The organism is Aquimarina penaris (genome assembly GCF_040786285.1).
Classification (GTDB): domain Bacteria; phylum Bacteroidota; class Bacteroidia; order Flavobacteriales; family Flavobacteriaceae; genus Aquimarina.
Genome location: NZ_JBFMKQ010000004.1, coordinates 16,797 through 37,552, shown reverse-complemented (window position 1 = coordinate 37,552; position 20,756 = coordinate 16,797). Strand labels below are relative to the sequence as shown.

20 protein-coding genes are annotated in these 20,756 nt (G+C 33.9%); 7 read left to right on the top strand and 13 right to left on the bottom strand.

Going from position 1 to position 20,756, the window contains the following annotated elements:
- Window positions 1-62 precede the first annotated feature (62 nt).
- Both ABW637_RS17030 and ABW637_RS17025 read left to right on the top strand, forming a co-directional pair.
- The gene (locus ABW637_RS17030) at window positions 63-800 is read left to right on the top strand and encodes an MlaE family ABC transporter permease (RefSeq protein WP_367585935.1); all 738 of its coding nucleotides are present in this window, start codon (window positions 63-65) and stop codon (window positions 798-800) included.
- The gene (locus tag ABW637_RS17025; protein WP_367585934.1) at window positions 800-1,564 is read left to right on the top strand and encodes an ABC transporter ATP-binding protein; all 765 of its coding nucleotides are present in this window, start codon (window positions 800-802) and stop codon (window positions 1,562-1,564) included. The genes ABW637_RS17030 and ABW637_RS17025 overlap by 1 nt, the downstream gene beginning before the upstream one ends.
- 67 nt (window positions 1,565-1,631) lie before the next feature.
- Here the strand turns inward: ABW637_RS17025 and ABW637_RS17020 are convergent, their stop codons facing one another.
- The 6 genes from ABW637_RS17020 to ABW637_RS16995 all read right to left on the bottom strand — a co-directional run bounded on the left by ABW637_RS17020 (window position 1,632) and on the right by ABW637_RS16995 (window position 7,273).
- On the bottom strand, window positions 1,632-2,159 hold the full coding sequence (locus tag ABW637_RS17020; protein ID WP_367585933.1) for a DinB family protein: 528 nt from the start codon (window positions 2,157-2,159) through the stop codon (window positions 1,632-1,634).
- Window positions 2,160-2,485: 326 nt separating this feature from the next.
- Complete coding sequence (locus tag ABW637_RS17015) at window positions 2,486-3,082, bottom strand: LURP-one-related family protein (RefSeq protein ID WP_367585932.1); 597 nt, start codon at window positions 3,080-3,082, stop codon at window positions 2,486-2,488.
- Between the two features lie 128 nt (window positions 3,083-3,210).
- Window positions 3,211-4,653 (bottom strand): DUF389 domain-containing protein, encoded by a 1,443-nt coding sequence (locus ABW637_RS17010; RefSeq protein ID WP_367585931.1) that lies wholly within the window; start codon window positions 4,651-4,653, stop codon window positions 3,211-3,213.
- A 5-nt stretch (window positions 4,654-4,658) separates the two neighbouring features.
- Entirely contained in the window at window positions 4,659-5,735 is a 1,077-nt protein-coding gene (locus ABW637_RS17005) for a mannose-1-phosphate guanylyltransferase (protein WP_367585930.1), read from the bottom strand.
- 2 nt (window positions 5,736-5,737) lie between these two features.
- Complete coding sequence (locus ABW637_RS17000; protein ID WP_367585929.1) at window positions 5,738-6,334, bottom strand: SprT-like domain-containing protein; 597 nt, start codon at window positions 6,332-6,334, stop codon at window positions 5,738-5,740.
- 84 nt (window positions 6,335-6,418) lie between these two features.
- Window positions 6,419-7,273, bottom strand: coding sequence for a DUF4349 domain-containing protein (locus tag ABW637_RS16995; RefSeq protein WP_367585928.1), 855 nt, complete (start codon window positions 7,271-7,273; stop codon window positions 6,419-6,421).
- A 193-nt stretch (window positions 7,274-7,466) separates the two neighbouring features.
- On the opposite strand from ABW637_RS16995, the gene ABW637_RS16990 reads away from it, so the two are divergent.
- The 3 genes from ABW637_RS16990 (at window position 7,467) to ABW637_RS16980 (ending at window position 9,742) form a co-directional block, all read left to right on the top strand.
- Window positions 7,467-8,312: a hypothetical protein gene (locus ABW637_RS16990; protein WP_367585927.1), complete on the top strand. Its 846-nt coding sequence runs from the start codon at window positions 7,467-7,469 to the stop codon at window positions 8,310-8,312.
- Entirely contained in the window at window positions 8,309-9,184 is an 876-nt protein-coding gene (locus ABW637_RS16985; protein ID WP_367585926.1) for a hypothetical protein, read from the top strand. Before ABW637_RS16990 ends, ABW637_RS16985 begins: the two co-directional genes overlap by 4 nt.
- 183 nt (window positions 9,185-9,367) lie before the next feature.
- Window positions 9,368-9,742, top strand: a complete 375-nt coding sequence (locus ABW637_RS16980) for a hypothetical protein (RefSeq protein WP_367585925.1) — start codon at window positions 9,368-9,370, stop codon at window positions 9,740-9,742.
- Between the two features lie 37 nt (window positions 9,743-9,779).
- Here the strand turns inward: ABW637_RS16980 and ABW637_RS16975 are convergent, their stop codons facing one another.
- From ABW637_RS16975 to porV, 6 genes are all read right to left on the bottom strand, one after another.
- Window positions 9,780-10,460, bottom strand: a complete 681-nt coding sequence (locus ABW637_RS16975; protein WP_367585924.1) for an SDR family NAD(P)-dependent oxidoreductase — start codon at window positions 10,458-10,460, stop codon at window positions 9,780-9,782.
- 22 nt (window positions 10,461-10,482) lie between these two features.
- A complete protein-coding gene (locus ABW637_RS16970; RefSeq protein WP_367585923.1) occupies window positions 10,483-11,457 on the bottom strand; it encodes a M20/M25/M40 family metallo-hydrolase in 975 nt (324 codons plus the stop codon).
- Between the two features lie 84 nt (window positions 11,458-11,541).
- Window positions 11,542-13,143, bottom strand: a complete 1,602-nt coding sequence (locus tag ABW637_RS16965) for a pyruvate dehydrogenase complex dihydrolipoamide acetyltransferase (RefSeq protein WP_367585922.1) — start codon at window positions 13,141-13,143, stop codon at window positions 11,542-11,544.
- A 3-nt stretch (window positions 13,144-13,146) separates the two neighbouring features.
- Complete coding sequence (pdhA, locus tag ABW637_RS16960) at window positions 13,147-14,148, bottom strand: pyruvate dehydrogenase (acetyl-transferring) E1 component subunit alpha (protein ID WP_367585921.1); 1,002 nt, start codon at window positions 14,146-14,148, stop codon at window positions 13,147-13,149.
- Between the two features lie 150 nt (window positions 14,149-14,298).
- Window positions 14,299-14,781: a cytidine deaminase gene (locus ABW637_RS16955; protein WP_367585920.1), complete on the bottom strand. Its 483-nt coding sequence runs from the start codon at window positions 14,779-14,781 to the stop codon at window positions 14,299-14,301.
- Window positions 14,782-14,951: 170 nt separating this feature from the next.
- Complete coding sequence (gene porV, locus ABW637_RS16950; RefSeq protein ID WP_367585919.1) at window positions 14,952-16,103, bottom strand: type IX secretion system outer membrane channel protein PorV; 1,152 nt, start codon at window positions 16,101-16,103, stop codon at window positions 14,952-14,954.
- A gap of 420 nt (window positions 16,104-16,523) precedes the next feature.
- Between porV and gldJ the strand changes: the two genes are divergently transcribed.
- Together gldJ and ABW637_RS16940 are read left to right on the top strand one after the other, a co-directional pair.
- Window positions 16,524-18,200 (top strand): gliding motility lipoprotein GldJ, encoded by a 1,677-nt coding sequence (gldJ, locus tag ABW637_RS16945; protein WP_367585918.1) that lies wholly within the window; start codon window positions 16,524-16,526, stop codon window positions 18,198-18,200.
- A gap of 84 nt (window positions 18,201-18,284) precedes the next feature.
- The gene (locus tag ABW637_RS16940; protein WP_367585917.1) at window positions 18,285-19,565 is read left to right on the top strand and encodes a UDP-N-acetylmuramoyl-tripeptide--D-alanyl-D-alanine ligase; all 1,281 of its coding nucleotides are present in this window, start codon (window positions 18,285-18,287) and stop codon (window positions 19,563-19,565) included.
- Here ABW637_RS16940 and ABW637_RS16935 read toward each other — a convergent pair.
- Window positions 19,562-20,644: a DUF2652 domain-containing protein gene (locus ABW637_RS16935; protein ID WP_367585916.1), complete on the bottom strand. Its 1,083-nt coding sequence runs from the start codon at window positions 20,642-20,644 to the stop codon at window positions 19,562-19,564. The genes ABW637_RS16940 and ABW637_RS16935 overlap by 4 nt on opposite strands.
- Window positions 20,645-20,756 lie beyond the last annotated feature (112 nt).

Below are 20,756 nucleotides of genomic sequence, written 5' to 3'. Positions count from 1 at the left end.
TAATGCAAGGTTAAATGCTGTAGCTATTTTTTTTTCTATTTTAGCTTTTCTAATTTCAAAGAATGTTTTACCTAGACGATATTGGTCGCTATTTTTTAATGTTAAAAGGTGTTTTTAGTCGAATGACTAAAGGTTCGGTTTTAAGAAATCTGATATTTAAAGAGATCGATGATTTGATTATTGGATCTCTGGGAATTACAGTATTTCTGGCATTCTTTATAGGGGCAGTTGTTGCCATACAAACAGCATTAAATCTAACCAATCCCCTTATCCCAAAAAAGCTTATTGCTTTTGCCTCTAGACAATCGGTGATTTTAGAGTTTGCTCCTACTTTTATTTCGGTAATTATGGCAGGTAAAGTTGGTTCTTTTATCACATCCAGTATCGGAACCATGAGAGTTACAGAGCAAATTGATGCATTAGAGGTAATGGGTATTAATTCTCTTAACTATTTAGTGTTTCCTAAAATAATTGCAATGCTTATGTATCCATTTGTGATTGCCATTGCTATGTTTACAGGGATATTTGGAGCTTATATCGCAGGGGTTTATGGAGGGTTTGTATCCAGTACCGATTTTTTAACCGGTTTGCGGGAAGAGTTCATTCCGTATCACTTAGTATATGCCTTTATAAAGACATTTTTATATTCTTTTTTACTAGCTACAATACCATCTTTTCATGGGTATTATATGAAAGGAGGAGCTTTAGAAGTTGGTAAAGCTAGTACGTCTGCTTTTGTATGGACTACTGTAGTTATTATCATATCCAATTATGTACTCACCCAATTATTATTAAGCTAATGATAGAAGTTAAAGGTTTACATAAAGGTTTTAATGGCGAAGAAATCCTAAAAGGGATAACCACCACTTTTGATCGTGGTAAAACGAACTTAATTATTGGGACCAGTGGTAGTGGTAAAACCGTTTTTTTAAAATGTTTACTTGGTTTGTTTACACCAGAGCAAGGTACAATTTGTTATGATGGAAGCACATATTCTGATCTTAACGAACAACAGCAAAGAGATCTTAGAGAACAAATGGGTATGGTTTTTCAAGGAAGTGCCTTGTTTGATTCTATGACGGTAGAAGAAAATGTGATGTTCCCTCTTATGATGTTTACAAAACAGAAAAGAGAAGAAATGCAAGAACGTGTGCATGAAGTATTGAATAGGGTAAACCTAGAAAATGCTGAGAAAAAATTGCCTTCAGAAATTAGTGGAGGTATGCAAAAACGTGTTGCCATTGCTCGCGCCATTGTAACGCGCCCTAAATACTTGTTCTGTGATGAACCCAATTCTGGTCTAGACCCCAGAACAGCTATTGTAATTGACAACCTGATCAAGGAAATTACCGAAGAGTACGATATCACTACAGTGATCAATACTCACGATATGAATTCGGTAATGGAAATTGGAGAAAAAATCGTTTTTCTTAAAAATGGGTATTTAGAATGGGAAGGTGATAAAACTCAAATATTTAAAACCGATAATCAAGCGGTAACCGAGTTTGTATACTCTTCTAACCTATTCAAAAAAGTGCGTGATGCACAGTTAAAAGGACTTTAACGATTATAAGCCCATCCCTTAACTCTCTACTCTCTAATTAATTTCACCTTTTAATATTGAAAAACGGCTAGTTTGCAGTTTGCCCCGTAAACACATTAACCTTTGGACTCATAGGATTCCCTGCCGACCTTCTAAAGGACACAATTTGACCAACGTGATATATCGCATCAGATATTTGTCCGTTAATCATATTCCAATATGGGAATTCTCTTTGTTTTTCCTTGGTTTGAAATATCACCCCATAATTTGACACCTCTTCTGCTGATTTTCCTGAAAACAACTCACTCGCTTTTTTTAGACTCACTAACGTTTTTTTTCTGAGCTGATCAAAAGTCATTTTTGGTATATCATAAGGCCTAATATTAGGTATGTTCTGGGGCGCATTAACAATCGCTTCTGCCAATCCATACAGATGTTCCAGAGTCTCTAAGGTTGTTCTCCCTCCTTCTGAAGGAGAAAATTGTAAATCCTTTTCTGTTAATCCTTCGGTGGCCCAATAATAACGATATCCTAATCCATCTATAAACCGAGATATAACATTACCTGTAGTATAATTTTCGGGATATTCTGGAATTTGTTGATAAGGTAATTGCATAGTATTTGTGTTTTGACTATAACCAATTAAAGTAACGCTAAAAACTAATATTAATATGGTCGCTTGCTTTATAAACATGTTGTATAGAATATAAGTGTATTATCCATTGTGCATTTAGGAAAATCATTACAAAAAAAGCGTCAATTCGAGTATTTTGCGTAATGAAATGAAGACAAAATGTATCGAGAATAGCTTTTTTTAACCAATAATCCTATTCTCGATACACTTCTCCTAAAGTCGAAGCACTCGAATTGACGGAGTTTGGTTAAAAAATATCTAAATGCACAACAGGTGTATATTATCTATAGGTATACTGTATCATTACCCTACCCTCTTCTTCTTTCTAATAGAATCATCATCATTAAACCAAGAAGTACTCTCTCTTGATCATCGGCATCAATATCTTTTAGTTTAGATACTTGAAATCTTCTCCCAAAAAACGAAGGTTCTTTTTTAAGTCGTATTACAGTTTCGTCCTTCAAATTGGCAACTTTATAGGATGGATTAAATAAATACCCTGTTAACATCCCTAATATTGGGATTTGACCTAATACAGAATCTAATACTTTTATCCAGCCATTTTCTTCTCTAATATGATACTGAAGTTTTTGGTTTTGATCGATGAGTTCGTATTCTGCTTTCCATAGAGAAGCCCACCCTTTGCGTGCAATTTTCCCGGTTTCTTGACCGTTACCATCTGAAAAGCTATATGCCGCAGAAAAATCAATCCACTTATCAGCTTTGATCTTAAAATTTATTTTTGATTTCTTTTCATCTTCATAAATTGCGATATCCTCTTTTAACTTAAACATCTTCTGCTTAACGTAGGCAACTGTATTACCACTGGCATCCTTAGCAGTAAAATCATTAGATAATGTAGTAATATTAAAAACAAATTTGACCGGAAATTGTAATTCTTTCATAGATAATTATGTATAGTTTTATTCTAAAAAGCCTGTAATATAAACAAAAAACATAGCCCTCTTGGAGTAGCTATGTTTTTTTAGAACTCTTTATAAGTTGTTTATTATTGTCGTTTTTTCATTATTTGTTACTCTACAAATAAAGTATCCACCTTCATTTCTTTGGTAATCCATTCTTGTAGTGAATTCACTCTAATAGCATTTACACTATCGGTAACTTGAAATTTCCATTTTGGGAAAATCACTTTTACAGTATCCACTTTTAAGAAATTAGATCGTAACACTTCTCCATATCCCAATTCTGCTAAATCAGGGAATCTTATTTTTGCATCTTTGGCAATACTTGAATAAGGCAATACCTTAACCGGCACCACTTTATTGGCTTCACGTAAATTAGTTTCTAAACCGGCAATCTGAATTTTAAAATCTTCGATCTCATCTAATAATTTATCATTTTCTTTTTGTAAACGATCTAACTCTACAATGGCACGATCATAGGCTTTAGAAACTTGGTCTAGTCCTCTTGATTTATTACCATTTATACTTAACTCAAAATCGCCTATATGACTATACTTTTTGACTTCATTTTTAAGATCACTTACTACCGCATCTGCTATTTCACCATCAAAAAACAGTTTAATAGTTTTTTCATTGTAATTATAAAAATCCTTTCTTAAATATAGATTTTCATTACTATTGATATCATTTTCTAAGAAAATCTTGTAATCATGTTCTGCATTACTCTCATTCAAGGTTACATAAAACGTATAACTTGCAGGAATCATTACCAATACCGCCAATAATGAAGCTAATTGTGCTGTACGTTTACGTTTTGCAGAGTTTGCATACCGTAACATTGGAAAACGCAATAATTTTGCAACAATAAAGGTTGATAATGCAATAAATATGGCGTTGATACTAAATAAATATAATGCTCCTAGAAAAAACTCTGGTTCCCATACAGCAATACCATATCCCACTGTACATAAAGGAGGCATTAATGCCGTAGCAATTGCTACTCCTGCAATAGCATTGGGCATGGTTCCTTTTTTAGATTTAGCCACAATGAGTGCCAAACCCCCAAAAACAGCCACCAATACATCGAGAATGGTAGGTGCGGTTCTGGCCTCTAGTTCTGGGGTTAATTCGGTTAAAGGCGAAACCCAAAAGTACAAAGTAGCCGCCAATACACTAAGCCCAACCATTACCCCAAGATTGACCAAAGATCTTCTTAAAGTATCAATATCATTAATTGCGATCGCTAATCCAACCCCAACAATCGGTCCCATTAGTGGCGAAATTAACATCGCTCCTATTACTACAGCTGTAGAACTTACATTAAGACCAATAGATGCAACAAATACCGAAAAAATTAGAATCCAGGCGGTATGTCCTTTAAATGGAATATCATTTTTAACATCCTCTATAGTCTGATCCTTATCTGTTTCTGATCTAATATTCAATAATTCTCTAAGAAACTTGCTTAGACTTGCAAATAGTCCTTTTGCATCTCTTTTTACAGTCTCAGTTACTTCTTCCTGAGAAACGGGTGGGTTAGTATTATCTTCCATTGATTTTATCCGTATTGTTCTCCGTATGTTTCTTTTACTTTTTTAAGCACCTCTTTAATATCTTGTTCTTTTTGTTTAGGGTAAATTAAAAGCACATCTTCTTTATCGACTATGATATAATCCTCTAATCCATCCACTACTACAATTTTATCTTTAGAAGTTCTGATCATATTACCTGAAGATTCTTGCGAAAGAACTCGAGCATTTACTACTGCATTATTAGCATCAGTTTTATCTAATTTATCATATAATGACCCCCAAGTTCCCAAATCATTCCAATCGAATGTTGCCGGAAGCACGTATACATTATCAGCTTTCTCTAAAATAGCATAATCTATAGATATATTTTCGGCCAAGGCATAATTTGATTGTATAAAAGTACTTTCTTCTTCGGTATTATATGTATCCATACCCTTTTCAAACAATGCCGTCATGTCTTTTTGAAATCTTGCAAATGCTTTAACGATACTATTAACACTCCAAATAAAGATTCCAGCATTCCATAAATAATTACCCGCACTTAAAAACTCTTTAGCGGTATTATAATCTGGTTTTTCGGTAAACTGAGCTACTTTTTTTATAGCACTGTTATCCTTATCATATTGGATATACCCGTATCCGGTATTGGCAAATGTGGGCTGAATCCCTAAGGTCATTAACATATCCTCTTTAGCACAGGCGGTAAAGCTTTGTTCTAAATTACTAATAAAAGCATCTTCATCCTCGATCCAATGATCACTGGGCGCCACCACCATGAGAGCATCTGGGTTTTCTTTTTGAATTTTTAACGCTGCATACAAAATACACGGAGCCGTGTTACGCATTGCCGGTTCTGTAACGACCTGTCTTTGTTTTACCTCTGGTAATTGCCGAAGAACCAAATCATTGTACCGTTCATTGGTAAGAATAAAAATATTTTCTGTTGGAATTATTTTTGCTAAACGCGAAAATGTACGTTGAATCAGGGTTTCTCCTGTTCCTAACATATCGTGAAATTGTTTCGGAAAATCAGAAGTACTTACCGGCCAAAATCTGGACCCTACTCCACCAGCCATTAATATGGCATAATAATTTTTATTCATAATTAATTCAACATTTCAACTTCGGCGTTGGGGTTAAAAAGATAGATTCTACCCGTGTTTACTTCAACACACTCGTATCTTTTCACTTTTTTGTTCCCTTTTTTAAAGACTTTACCATTATACAATCTAAAAGTACTTCCAAAAGGCAGCTCAAAGATATAATTTTTATCGTTGGCGGGATCGTATTGTTTAAGAGCTAATGATAATTTTTCATCGGTATCACTACTAGCTCTTGGGTTTTTAAAATGATGCGCGATCACTGGTAATAATTTAGAAGGAAAAACTTCTGGATTAATGTATGGCAGCATTAATTGTTGAAAAGTTCTTTTCCATTCTATCCCATGAGGTTTTATATAACGACCATATTTCTCAAAAGCAACAAGGTGTGCAATCTCATGAATCAAAGTGATCAAAAAACGATACTTGTTAAGTGATGCATTAACGGTAATTTGATGTCTCCCATCTGGCATTTTTCTATAATCACCATGCCGTGTCACTCTTTCGTTAACGATTTTGAGGTGTACATTGCATTTTACAATTAAGTCGAATGCAGGTTCAATAGATCGCTCTGGAATATATCGTGCAAGTATTTGCTTCAAACGTAAAAATTATTATTCTTCATTGTTATTTGCGCAAAATACAAAATTAAGCGCACCAGACTGACACGCTTAATTCATTATTTTTCACTTTCTTATCCACTTAAAATACACTAAAACTAACGTCCCTAAAACGATAAATGGCCAGATATAAAACAACACCAGCGCTGCATGTTCAACCAAAGACCATCCAAAAGACAATCCGGCCTGTGCTTTATCCAGAAAACTTGGGGTATACTGTTCTGGCTCTTCTTTTGGAATAACAACTTCATACATATCTAGTTGGATTGTACTGTAGACCACTCTAGCACTAATATAATTTAGCCTTCCTTGAGTTGCTTCGATCTCCTCTTGTAATTCTTTAAGCTTATCTTCTGTAGCCAAAATATCTTTAACCGTTTTGGCATTATCGCGTAAAATGGTTTCATAACGTTGTTTTACTTCGAGCTTTGTTTTTAATCGCGAACTCAAATCAATATACTCTTCGGTGACATCTATAGTGGATATATTTTTATGATCTACAAATTCTGCAGATTTACATATCTGATCCAATACCGTATCAAAATGTTCCCTGGGGATCCTTATCGTAAATCGATTTTCTTTGGTATGATTGGTATTTGTAAAACGCTCATCAGAAACATAACCTTGGTACTGCAGAGCAATTTGTTTAGCGTGTAAGGTCGCTTTCTCTACATTCTTAACCTTAATCCTTGAGGTGGCATTTTTTATTACCTTTAGATTTGCATTGATATTTTCTTTTTTTTGAATCTCTTTGCCTTCTAACTCATGAGAATTTAAATTGGGCATTTCTCCTGTTTCATCAAGCGCTATTATTTCTGATGCCACATCATAATTACTTGCTTCTTTTGAGCAAGAAAAGCCAAACATCAATACTCCTAATAATAGTACTACTTTTCTCCTGTTTAATTTGTTCGATTTCATTTTTATATTTTTTATCTTGTTAATCCAAAACAAACATATTGAGAGATCTGTTCTATCAATTGTAGAACTCTTGTAAAATCATTGTAAATTGTTTTACAAAAACTAAGAGGCTTACTTTTAACACGATACAATCATCACACCTGAAGAAAAAATACTATTCGATCTCCTTAAAAAAACTGTAGCTCAACAGTTTTTGAAGCATAATACTGCTTCTAGTTATGATATTTCTGAATGGAAGGGGCAAGATATCATTACATTTCAAGAAGATCTTAAAGACCGAACTAAAACCAGTATTAGCGAAAAATCTTTCTATAGTTATTTCAAAAATTCTTCAAAAAAATTACCACGTATAGATATTCTTTCGATACTCTCACAATATTGCGGATATACTAATTGGAATGACTTTAAAACAAAACACTCTAGTGCTGATCTTGCCAAAAAGAGTTATGAAATTCCTAAATGGCTATGGTTTATCTCTATAGGTTCTTTACTATTGGGTATACTATATTTCTTGATCCCGGTAAAACATACCTTTACTTTTTGTTTTATAGATCAAGATAGAAATCAACCCATTACAAAAATCCCTATTGACATTATTATCCTTAACAATAGAGAATCTCCTTTTCATACCAAAAGTGACAGCACCGGTTGTTTCTCCTGGAAAACTAGCGACGATTATATTAATTTTGTGGTACAATCTCCTTACCATAAAACAGATACCATATACAGAATCGCCACTGCTCAAAGTCCTGAACGTTTACAAATACAAACCGACGATTATGCACTGATGCTTCATTATTATGCTAATGGAAAAGTGGAAGACTGGAAAAACAGAAGAAAAGAGCTATCCAAAATTATTGCCGATGATGTTACTATTTTTCAGGTATTGCCATACGGATTAGGAATTGAAATGTATACTAAAGAAAATTTTATTAATACATTAACCACACCCACACAAAGTCTTAAAAACATTGAAATTATAGAGTCAAGAAGATTAAATGGACAGATTGTTAAATTAAAATTTAGAGTGAGATCATGAAGCACTTCATTTACATTATCATAGTTTTGGTCTTTATCGGTTGTGCAAAGAACTCATCTAAAGAGCTAGATGATGAAGTTTCTAAGGCTTCTAGTGTTGTTGAAGAAGAAATTTCTATTACTCAAGAAGATGCGTATGTTTTATTAATTAAACAAAAAATACAGGAGTCTATTGATAAAAGTGTTTTAGCCAAAAAACACCCAGATTTCACCATCGAAAATAAGCAGGAAGAACACTTTTCAACAGAAGAAAAAACTATAAAAGACGTTACACTTATTGCTCCTTTTAAAATTCTTTCGGATTCGGTTAAAACAATAAAAACCAAGGTGATTTATGAGTCACGAATCGATACACTTATCACTCATATTAAAACTTCGAAAACAGAAATTGACGGAGAGCAATTAAAAATCACCATGATCACGTTTTCTTCTCCTAAAAAAAAGGATACCCCATCTAGTAAACAGCCTGATCAAAAACCAATTCATGTAGAAAGATTCTCTGTAAGGGACCTAAGTTTTACTTGGGAAGAAATTAATGCTTGTGATTGTTTGTTTATGGTAAATGCCAAAAACACTTCGTATAAAAGATTGTATTTTGGGCGTTTTAAAGACAACGCCAATGGAATTATACAACAAGGAAAAAATACTGAGAAATATCTAATTCCGGTACTAAAACCAAGATCTGCAAAGAGAAAACCAGGAAGCTTTTGGAGAGAAACGTATCAAAATAATCGATATAAAATTGAATTAAAAGCATCTCCTACCACTGCCAAGGTTAAAGGAAAACACACCTATTATGTTGATTTCACGCTTAATGACACTTCATCGAAAAAAGTAGTTAAAAAATTGGTGCTAGTAAATTGCAAGTCATAACACAAAAATGATTTTTTTTACGGTTTTTCACCCTTGTCACAAATAAAAAACCATCGAGTTTAAGTATTTTGACGAGTAAAAATTAACATTTATCGAGTATCTTTATTTTTTAACCCGTTGTTAATCAATTATTAATATTTTTAGAACCTCAAATTTTTTTAACACAAAACGTAAGGGTTTTATATGAGAACATTAATAACTATAGCCGTTCTTTTTATCAGTATTTGTGGTATGGCACAAACTGAACAACAACAAGAACAACAAAAACAACAGGAAAAAGAGACAAAAATATTGCGAAAATTGGCAATAGAAAAGGGAATCGAATTACAGAAAGAACTTAATCTCACCATTAATTCGAGCAAGGTAATTCAAAAAATAATATTTGATTATTCTCTAAAAGCAAATAAAGTGCTGCAATCTAAGGTCTCTGCAAAAGAAAAGTCAAGAAGCATTAGTAATTTAGTATACTTTCAGAATCAGGAGTTAAAGAAAATACTTACTGTAAATCAATTTTACCAGTATCTCAGCATGCAAAATGTACATGTGGCAGGTTTTTAGAAGTTACCTAAACCCCTCTGTTAGATTGAATGTTACTTCACGGAGTACTACTGGATACCTGAAGCACTTTTCCGTTATAAAACGTATTACCGGTTAAAGCAAAATCTTTAATATAGGTCGCCATTTCAATGGCACTTAAGGGAGCCTGATATCCAGGAAAAGCCTCTTCTAACATTTCGGTTTGCACAGCTCCTAATGCTAGTACATTAAAAGCAATACCACTTTCTTTATATTCTTCGGCCAGGAGCTCACTAAGTGTTATTACAGCTCCTTTACTAGAGCTATACGCTGCTAATCCAGGGAATTTCATACTTCCTTGAATACCCCCCATGCTACTAATGGTAACTACATGACCTCCTCTTTTCATAAAAGGCAATATCAATCTTGTAATTTCTGCTACACCAAATACATTTACCTTATACACCTCTTCAAAATCCTGGGTAGAAATTTCATTAAAAGGCTTATTTAACAACATACCGGCATTATTGATCAAAACATCTACCTGTTTCCATTCTTTGGAAACAAAATCTACCATCTTCTGCAAATCTTCTTTCTTACAGATATCAAAAGAAAATGTATGTATATTTTTATTTTGAAGAGAAGCAATAGGCCCCTCATTTCGGGATAAAGCTAATACCTGATGTCCTGCATCAGCAAAAAGTTTAGACATCTCATAGCCAATACCTCTGCTTGCTCCGGTGATAATTATATTTTTCATATGTTTTGATAAAGGCTAAAAATTAGTTTAACTTAATTTCTTTACTTGATGTAGTGGTAATTTTAGTGATCACAGGAATACAGTTATTAATCAACTCTGCCATAAACTCAAAATTCATTTCTGAAGCCTCATCATCTACATGGTGATAGTACTTATAATTTGTGAAATCAAAGGTAGAAATTGTTTGACAAGGGACATTAAACGCAGAATAAAACGGATAGTTATCACTTCTTTGAAACAATTGAAACTCTTTAGCCTTTGGTAAAAACCCTATCAATTCATCTTGATCAGAATATTCATTTATTTTATCCGCCATATTAGACTTTTCGAATCCTGTAAGATATGCTGTATACGATTTATCTTTTAACGGCACTCCAATCATCTCAAAATTCAACATCGTATAGAGATCAACCTTCTTTTCTTTTAACACCTTAGCCAAATGTTTAGATCCAAGCAATCCTTTTTCTTCGGCTCCAAACAACACAAAAAGAACACTTCTCTTATTATTTTTTAATTGCGAAAATTTTTCTGACAAAGAGATTACAGCTGTAGTTCCTGCTGCGTTATCATTTGCTCCATTGGCAATAGTATCTCCATTAACTTCTTTTCCTGTTCCTATATGATCAAAATGAGCACCAATAATTACGAATTCATTTGCTAGTGTTTCGTCTAATCCTTTTAGATAGCCAACAATATTAAATGTTTTTACTCCATTGACATCAAAAACATCTCTATATGTTTCAAAATAAGGCTCGATACCATATTTCTTAAACTCTCCCTCTATAAACTTTGCTGCCTTTTCTAACCCTTTACTCCCTGTATCTCTACCTTTTAATTCATCACTTGCCAAAAAACTCAAAATACCCTCAACTTCTGAGGCTTTTGCACCATCGGAAATAGTAATTACTTTACCTTGAGCTTGTTCTTGTGCCGAAGTTACTTGTTTACAATTAATAAACAATATTGAAATTAATACTACTGCTATATATTTTTTCATAAAAAACTTTGTTTCGAGATAAAGATAAAAAAATCCCACTTCAATCGAAGCGGGATTTTTTGTATAAATAGATGATAACTTGAATTATGCCAGCATGGTAACTGGGTTTTCAAGATACTGTCTTAGGGTCTGCAAGAACTGAGCTCCGGTTGCACCGTCTACTGTTCTATGATCACAAGCTAATGTTACTTTCATTGTATTTCCTACTACGACCTGATCATTCTTTACTACTGGTTTTTTCACAATAGCACCCACAGAAAGAATAGCCGAGTTAGGTTGATTAATAATAGAAGTAAATTCCTGAATACCAAACATCCCTAAATTAGATACTGTAAAAGTACTACCACTCATTTCTTGAGGAGTAAGTTTTTTATCTCTTGCTCTAGTAGCTAAATCACGAACTTTAGTATCAATCTCCATAATATTCATATGGTCAGTAAAAGGCAATACCGGAACTACTAATCCATCGGGTACAGCTACTGCAACTCCGATATTAATATGTTTAGCATAAACTGTATTATTATCTGTCCATTGTGTATTAACCTGGGGATGTCTTCTTAGTGCCATTGCACAAGCTTTAACCACCATATCATTAAAAGATACTTTGGTATCTGGCAACTCATTAATGATTTTTCGAGAAGCAATGGCATTATCCATATTCACTTCGATAGTAAGATAGTAATGAGGTGCACTAAATTTAGAGGCTGAAAGGCTTTTAGCAATTGCTTTACGCATTTGCGAATTCTTTACCTCCTCAAAACTTTCTTCTCCCGCAGGAGTAAACGTTTGTACTGGTGCAGCTGATTTTGCTTCTTTTACCGATGCAGAGCTGGTAACCACTGCAGACGGCGTAAATGACTCAACATCTTTTTTAGTGATACGTCCATTCTCACCAGTACCTTTTACCTGAGAAAGATCGATCCCTTTATCTGCTGCTATTTTCTTTGCTAATGGTGAAGCAAATATTCTTCCACCTGTTTTCGTAGTTGTTTGAGCAACTTCAGTTTTAGTTTCGGTTTTCACAGCAGGTTTTTCTGCTTTTGCAGCTGGAGTCGAGGTACTTACTCCATCTTTAATTTTAGAAACATCTGTGCCGGCAGGACCTATTATCGCCAACAAAGCATCTACTGGAGCCGTTTGTCCTTCTTCTATACCAATATGCAATAGAGTTCCATTATAAAAAGATTCAAACTCCATGGTTGCCTTATCGGTTTCGATTTCTGCAAGAATATCTCCTTCCTCTACTGTATCCCCTACTTTTTTAAGCCAAGTAGCTACAGTACCCTCTTCCATAGTATCACTAAGTCGAGGCATTGTAATCACCTCTACCCCTTCTGGAATATCAGCAACCTCTTCTGACGTCGGAGTTGATTCCTCCACTTTTTCTTCTGGAGAAGTTTCGGTTTTTTGAACAGAATTCCCATTTAATAAGTCTGAAATATCTTCTCCTTCATCACCAATAATCGCAAGCAACTGATCAACGGGAGCTGTTTCTCCTTCTTGAATACCTATATGCAGCAATGTTCCATCATAAAAAGATTCAAACTCCATAGTTGCCTTATCGGTTTCTATTTCTGCGAGGATATCACCTTCACTAATTTTATCTCCTTTTTTAACAAGCCACTTCGCAACAACCCCTTCTTCCATGGTGTCGCTCAATCGCGGCATATTAATTACTGTAGCCATAATTTATTGTGGTTTGTGTGATAAAAATGGATAATCATCTTGTTCGTATACTACATCATACATCACATTCTTTTCTGGGAATGGTGAATCTTCTGCAAATTTTTGACATTCGGCAACCCGATCTTTTACTCTTTTACCTATAGTGGCTATTTCATCGTCGTTAGCATATTTTTTCTCCTTAATTATATCAAGAACTTGAGTAATTGGGTCTATTTTTTGATATTCTGCTACTTCTTCTTTGGTACGATATTTTTGGGCATCACTCATGGAGTGCCCTCTATATCTGTATGTTTTTAATTCTAAGAAAGTAGGTCCGCCACCGGTTCTTGCTCGAGTAATTGCTTCATCAAATGCTTCTGCAACTTTAACTGGGTTCATAGCATCTACAGGACCGCTAGGCATTTCATACCCTAATCCGAGTTTCCATATATCTGTATGATTAGCAGTTCTCTCTACCGAAGTCCCCATAGCATACCCATTATTCTCTACACAGAATACAACAGGTAGATTCCAAAGCATTGCAAGGTTAAAAGTTTCATGTAATGAACCCTGTCTAGCGGCACCATCCCCAAAAAAGGTAAGTGTAACTGCATCTCTTTTATTATATTTATCTGCAAATGCAAGACCAGCTCCTAGAGGTATTTGACCCCCTACAATCCCATGCCCACCATAAAACCGATGTTCTTTTGAGAAAATATGCATAGACCCTCCTAAACCTTGAGAAGTTCCCGTAGCCTTACCATACAGTTCTGCCATTACTCTTCTTGGATCAACACCCATACCAATAGGCTGCACATGATTACGATACGCCGTAATCATTTTATCTTTAGTAAGATCCATTGCGTGTAGCGCACCAGCTAGAATAGCTTCCTGACCGTTATATAAGTGTAAAAATCCTCTAACTTTCTGTTGAATATAGACTTGAGCAAGCTTATCTTCAAATTTTCTCCAGAAAAGCATCTCTTCGTACCAATTAAGGTAGACTTCTTTGGTTATTTTTTTCATTTACAATTGTGCTGATTTGTATTACAAAAACCAGTTTCAAAAACTGACATCCTTTTAATTCTCCCTCCGATTTATAAAGAGAACTAAAAACAAAAATAACATATTCGAAATTAAGGGAAAAGGAGTTTTCTAATTAAATCAACGAAAACGTTATAAATACGAATTATCAAAAATAAGGGGGAATAAATTAGATAAAGAAGAAGATTTAACCACTTTTCCTGTTTCTCCCATAAAATAAATCTCTATTGATCCTTCCTGCTTTTGCTCATATTCTGCTATAGCTTGTCTACAAGCACCACAAGGTGGTGTAGGTGTTAGCAATTGATATTTTAAAGATTTTGCAGAAAGTGCCATTTTAAGAATCGACACCCCAGGAAAGTTAGCCCCGGCATAATAGATTGCAGTTCGTTCTGCGCAAAGACCCGATGGATAACAGGCATTTTCCTGATTATTCCCCAAAACAACCTCTCCATTTTCTAACAACAAGGCCGCCCCAACTAAAAATTCTGAATAGGGTGCATATGCCTTATCTCTTATCTCTATTGATTTTTGCATTAATTTTTTAATATCATCCGGCAGTTCATCAAATGAGTCATATACCTGCAAAACAGATTTTATTTCTATTTCTTTCATGCGTTGGTTTTATTTTGCTGTGTGTTAGTATAATTATGATAGTGGCAACATATCAAATCATATTATTACTTACACCTTCATTATAGGCTATATTCACACAATGTACTACAAACAAAAAAAGTATCAAACAAGAGTTTGATACTTTTTTATATTATACTAATATTTTTATTCTAATCGTTGTAATCGTCTCCGAAACCAAAGGTAAGACCAAAACGAAGTGTTCCTTCAAGTGGGCTCTTTACAGCCGATGTAGAGAATAAGTATGACACATCTAGATTTATAACATTGTATCTAAATCCAGCACCAAGAGACAAGAACTTACGTGCTCCTTTTTCTTCGGCTTCATTAAAATAACCTGCTCTAAAGGCAAATACATCGCGATACATATATTCTGCTCCTAGTGACCATGTCATTTCCTTTAATTCTTCACTAAATCCATCAGGAGCATCTCCCCATGAAGAGAAAATAGCACCAAACTCACCAATATCTTGATACTCTCTATTATCTTCAGCATCAATATCTCCATCATTATCAAAATCTTTTGGAGTAGGAACTAACAATTTGCTAATCTCTATAGATGGCGAAATTCTGTTATCTTCATTAAAGATAAAATCAAAAGCACCACCAATTCTAAAGTTAGTAGGTATAAAGTTTTCTTGTCCTGCATCATCATATTTAATCTTTGGACCTATATTAGATATTGTAGCTCCGGCTCTCCATCTACCATTAAATGAGCTAAAAGCGATTTCATCACTTCTATAAAAACCAGCAATATCTACACCAAAACTACCTGCCGCACTAGCATCTGCACCAAGTCCTTGTAGTCTAAGATCTGATCTAAGATAACGTCCTGCAACCGCCATAGAAAAACGGTCATTAAGCTTTAAAGCATAAGAAACATCTAGTGTAAACTCATTTGGTTTTTGCACATTTGGCTCATCGTTAGGACCTTGTCTAAATTCTATATCCCCAAGGCTAAAATATCTAAAGCTAGCAGCAACAGCACTTCTTTCATCAATTCTATTATAGTAATTTACATTACCTAAGAATATATCATTAACGAGATTACTAAGATATGGCGTGTAATTAACACCTACTGCCTGTTTTTTCTTTATAAACGCATATTTAGCTGGATTCCATTGTTGTGAAAACGCATCTGGTGAGGTAGCAACCCCCTGGTCTGCTAAACCTGCCGCTCTGGCATCAGCTGCGATTAATAAAAATGGTGTAGCTGTCGTTATAGCTCTGTTCTGTTCCTGGGCTCTTGCTTTAAAATTTATAAGTGTTATACACACAAGACCAAGGATAATTGTTTTTTTCATACCTGCAAAAATTGAGTTTGACAAATATATAGTTATTTAGTGATTAAAAAATAGTGAGTCAATATTTTTTTCAACTCGCTGATTTGTTAACGCATATTTTACCAATATCTTATATATGGTATGCTTAATTACTGCAAAAATCTTTTTTTAACCGTTAAGACATGAACTGTATTCCTTATTATATCATCTATTTAAATTATTACCAATAAGTAACCCATGGATACTATTTTTTCGAAGAAATCAAATTTTATCGTTTTTCTTTTGAAATAAATAATAAATTTAGAAATATTGCGTTAAACCAAAGTCGTTATAAATTCACTATAAAACGTGAATTGATAATAATTTAAAAAAATTAGGGTATTTTTAACGTTTATTATTATATTGCAAGCCCTAATTTCTACTTTTAACGAACTTAAGATTATGAAAAACGCGTTTATTATTAAATCGCTAATGGCACTTTCCGTTAGTGTTTTACTGTTCAGTTGTTCAAAGAACAACTATGGTGATAATTCGAGGGCCACAGGTTGGAAATACAACTCCAAGGACGGTGGATTTCAGGTAAACACAAATTACAAAGAACAGGAAACAGGTCCAGGTTTAGTATTTATTGAAGGAGGAACGTTCACTATGGGACGTGTACAGGATGATGTTATGCATGATTGGAATAATACTCCTACACAGCAACATGTTCAATCCTTTTATATGGATGAGACTGAAGTTACTAATATTATGTACCTTGAATATTTAGATTGGTTGAAAGGTGTTTATCCTCCTACCGAACCAAAATACAGAAATATTTATTATGGCGCACTTCCTGATACTTTAGTTTGGAGAAACCGTCTTGGTTTTAACGAAATGATGACCAACAATTACCTACGTCATCCTGCCTACGCTAACTACCCAGTTGTAGGTGTAAATTGGATACAAGCTGTAGAATTTAGTAACTGGAGAACCAATCGAGTTAATGAAAGAATTCTTGAAGAAGAACAAGTAATTAAAGAAAATGCACCTTTTGAAGATGTATCAGCTGAAAGTACTTTTGATACAGAAACGTATTTAAATGCTCCAACTCAAACCTATGGTGGTAATGATGAAGCTATTCGAGGAGGAAGATCTTCTGAAAAATATGCAAAAACTAACGATTCTACAGGATTATATATCCAACGTAAGGATGGATTATTGCTTCCAAAATATAGATTACCAACTGAAGCTGAGTGGGAATATGCTGCTTTAGGTTTAGTAGAAGTTAGAAGTTATAATATTTATAGAGGTAGAAAAAAATATCCTTGGAGTGGAAAATACACACGTTCAGGAAAAAGAAGTACTCGTGGAGATCAATTAGCAAACTTTAAGCAAGGTGATGGTGATTATGGTGGTATAGCCGGATGGAGTGATGATGGCGCAGACATTACTGCTCCTGTAAAGACTTATGATCCTAACGACTATGGATTATATGATATGGCTGGAAATGTTGCAGAATGGGTTGCAGATGTTTATAGACCTATCGTTGATGATGAGTACAATGATTTTAATTACTACAGAGGTAATGTATATACAAAGAATGCCATTAACCCTGATGGAACTGTGAAAGTTGTAATGACAGATTCTATTGTATATGATACTTTGAGTAACGGTAAAATTATCGCAAGAGTTTTACCAGGTGGAATTCTACAAGTACCTATCGATGAAAACGAGACGTACATGAGAACAAACTTTACTGATAGTGATAATAGAAACTATAGAGATGGTGATAAAAGTTCTTCAAGATATTTTGAAGGCTATCAGGATGAAAACTTACCTAACAGAAGAATGTATAATGCTCCTATCCATTACGTAGGACCGGATGCAGAGGATAGTACAAAATTAGACAGAAGATATGATGAGTCTAGTAAAAGAACCACAATTGTAGATGATAATGTAAGAGTATATAAAGGTGGTTCTTGGAAAGATAGAGCATATTGGTTAGATCCAGCACAAAGAAGGTTCTTACCACAAGATATGGCTACTGATTATATTGGATTTAGAAATGCGATGTCTCGAGTGGGTACCAAAGCTAGAAAGCAAAAAACACCTAGACACCAAAAGCCTAGAAATTAAAGTAGTAAAAGTATATTAAATTAAGTTCGTTATAAATAAAAAAACCCTGTACATTAACTGTCAGGGTTTTTTAATATTATACATATGACTATCGATCAATTACATCAATTATTTCTACAAAATAATGGTGGTATATGTACAGATACCCGAAAAATCATTAATAATACTCTTTTTTTTGCATTGAAAGGAGAGAACTTTAATGGAAATACATACGCAAAACAAGCCATAGAACTTGGGGCCTCGCATGCTATAATTGATGAACCAAAATTTAAGACGTCTGACAAGTATATATTGGTTGATGACGTATTAAAAACATTACAGGAATTAGCTTCATACCATAGAAAGTATCTTGCACTTCCGATAATTGCATTAACAGGGAGTAACGGTAAAACCACTACTAAAGAATTAATTAACTGTGTTCTTTCTACCAGCTTTAAAACTAAAGCCACTGTTGGTAACCTAAACAATCACATTGGAGTCCCGCTTACACTGTTATCAATGACCAAAGATACCCAAATCGGTATTGTAGAAATGGGTGCAAATCATTTAGACGAAATAGATTTACTATGTTCTATTGCGCAACCAGATTACGGTTATATCACCAATATCGGAAAAGCTCATTTAGAGGGTTTTGGTGGTATTGAAGGTGTGTTAAAAGGGAAGACTGAGTTATATAGGCATCTTAAAAAGCGCAATAAATTGATTATTCTAAATCAAGATGATCCTAAACTTCTAAAAGCTTCTTCTGGAATTACTACCTATAATTTTTCTCAATCCAGCACTAGCGATGTTTCTATCCAATTATTAGAAACTAATCCTAATGTTACAGTATCCTATCAAAATAAAGTCATAAAAAGCAATCTAATTGGTGCATATAACTTTACCAATATAGCTTCGGCTATAGCTTTTGGAAGTTATTTTAACATTAGTCCCGACAAAATAAAAACTGCAATTGAGTCTTACACCCCTACAAATAACCGTTCGCAAATAATTAATAAAGAAGGCTATACTATAATTCTAGACGCTTATAACGCCAATCCTACAAGTATGGATGCAGCTATAGATAATTTTAGTCAATCTAATGCCGATGCTAAAATCGCTTTTTTAGGAGATATGTTTGAACTGGGCAATGATGCTGCTATCGAGCATCAAAAAATTACGGATAGAATTTGCAATACACAAGTTCAGGAAATATACTTAATAGGTACTATTTTTTTTGGAACTAACTGTAATGATTCTCGTGTCCAAAAATATGAATCCTTTGACAAACTTGTAAATAACTGGAATTTAAAGAATAAAAAAGGAACAATTCTCATTAAAGGATCTCGCGGTATGAAACTTGAGCGAATTTTAGACTTTCTCTAATTAGGGTCAATCTCCTTTGTATACATTTCAAGATTATGTATTGAGGTTTGTATGGATTTTTTAATTCCTCTTTTTATAAATAGAGATAAAATCATTTTTTTTAGTAATGATTTTGCTTTCGGATATACTTCTACAGTAAGTCTGCACTTTTTTTCAGATATTGGTTTTATAATAAAAAACTGATATATAGCATCAATCGGCAAATCCGTAGTATATTCTCCATAAACAATTTCGTCTTCACTTGCTTTTTTTGTTACCGTAATAAAATTTAACCGTTTTCCATCAATAACACAAACATGTTCTGTGCCTAATCTTGTAACCTCATCTGGATTATATTCAAATTTATCTACTCCTTTCACCCAATAATGCCTATATGCGTAATTGGTAATACATTCTAATAATTGTGATGCTGAGATGTCAAATTCTTTATTCAAGATAATACTTGCAGGACATTCGAAATCTACAACTTGTGGAGTTGCAAATGGATTAAGTTTTAATTTATTCTTATCAATTTTAGAAAATGAATATGCTATTTCTTTACCATCATAAGTATCCTTTCCATCATTAAAAAAATACAATTTACTTTTGTAATTAATAGGAAGACCAATAGTTTTTGCCAACGCTGCACTTAATAATGCATAATTATCACTTTCAATAGAATTCTTTAGCAGTCTATGGGCTTCAATAACTGTTTGTCCAAAAGGTTTACGTTTTTCCTGAACCGTAATAAATTGAAAATCTCCACAATGGGCGATAATCTTTAATTGCAGGTTAGGAGCACTTGCACAAGCATTACATGGACAGATTCGATTTTTTTCAAGAAGTTTAAGATGACTATAAAATGCTGTGAACATGGTTTCGATCTGAGCAAGAAGCTTTTCTTGGGATGGCACCTCATTTTCTTTGTAGAAAAATAACGCATCACCTTCTACCTCGGCCAATTTAAGATCCTGTGTATTTGCATTAATAAGAACCTCTAATAGTTCTGAAATCACATGCTGACTATGTTCGACCTCTGTATTTTGTACAAAATGTGTAAAACCAGAAATATCAGGTATAAAAAGTAATGAATTTGACATACTCTAAAATTAGTAAATAAATTCAATAGAGCACCTAAACAAAAAAGTCTGCACTATATAGTGCAGACTTTTTTCACAGAAAATAATAAAAAAACAAAATTAATCTTAACAG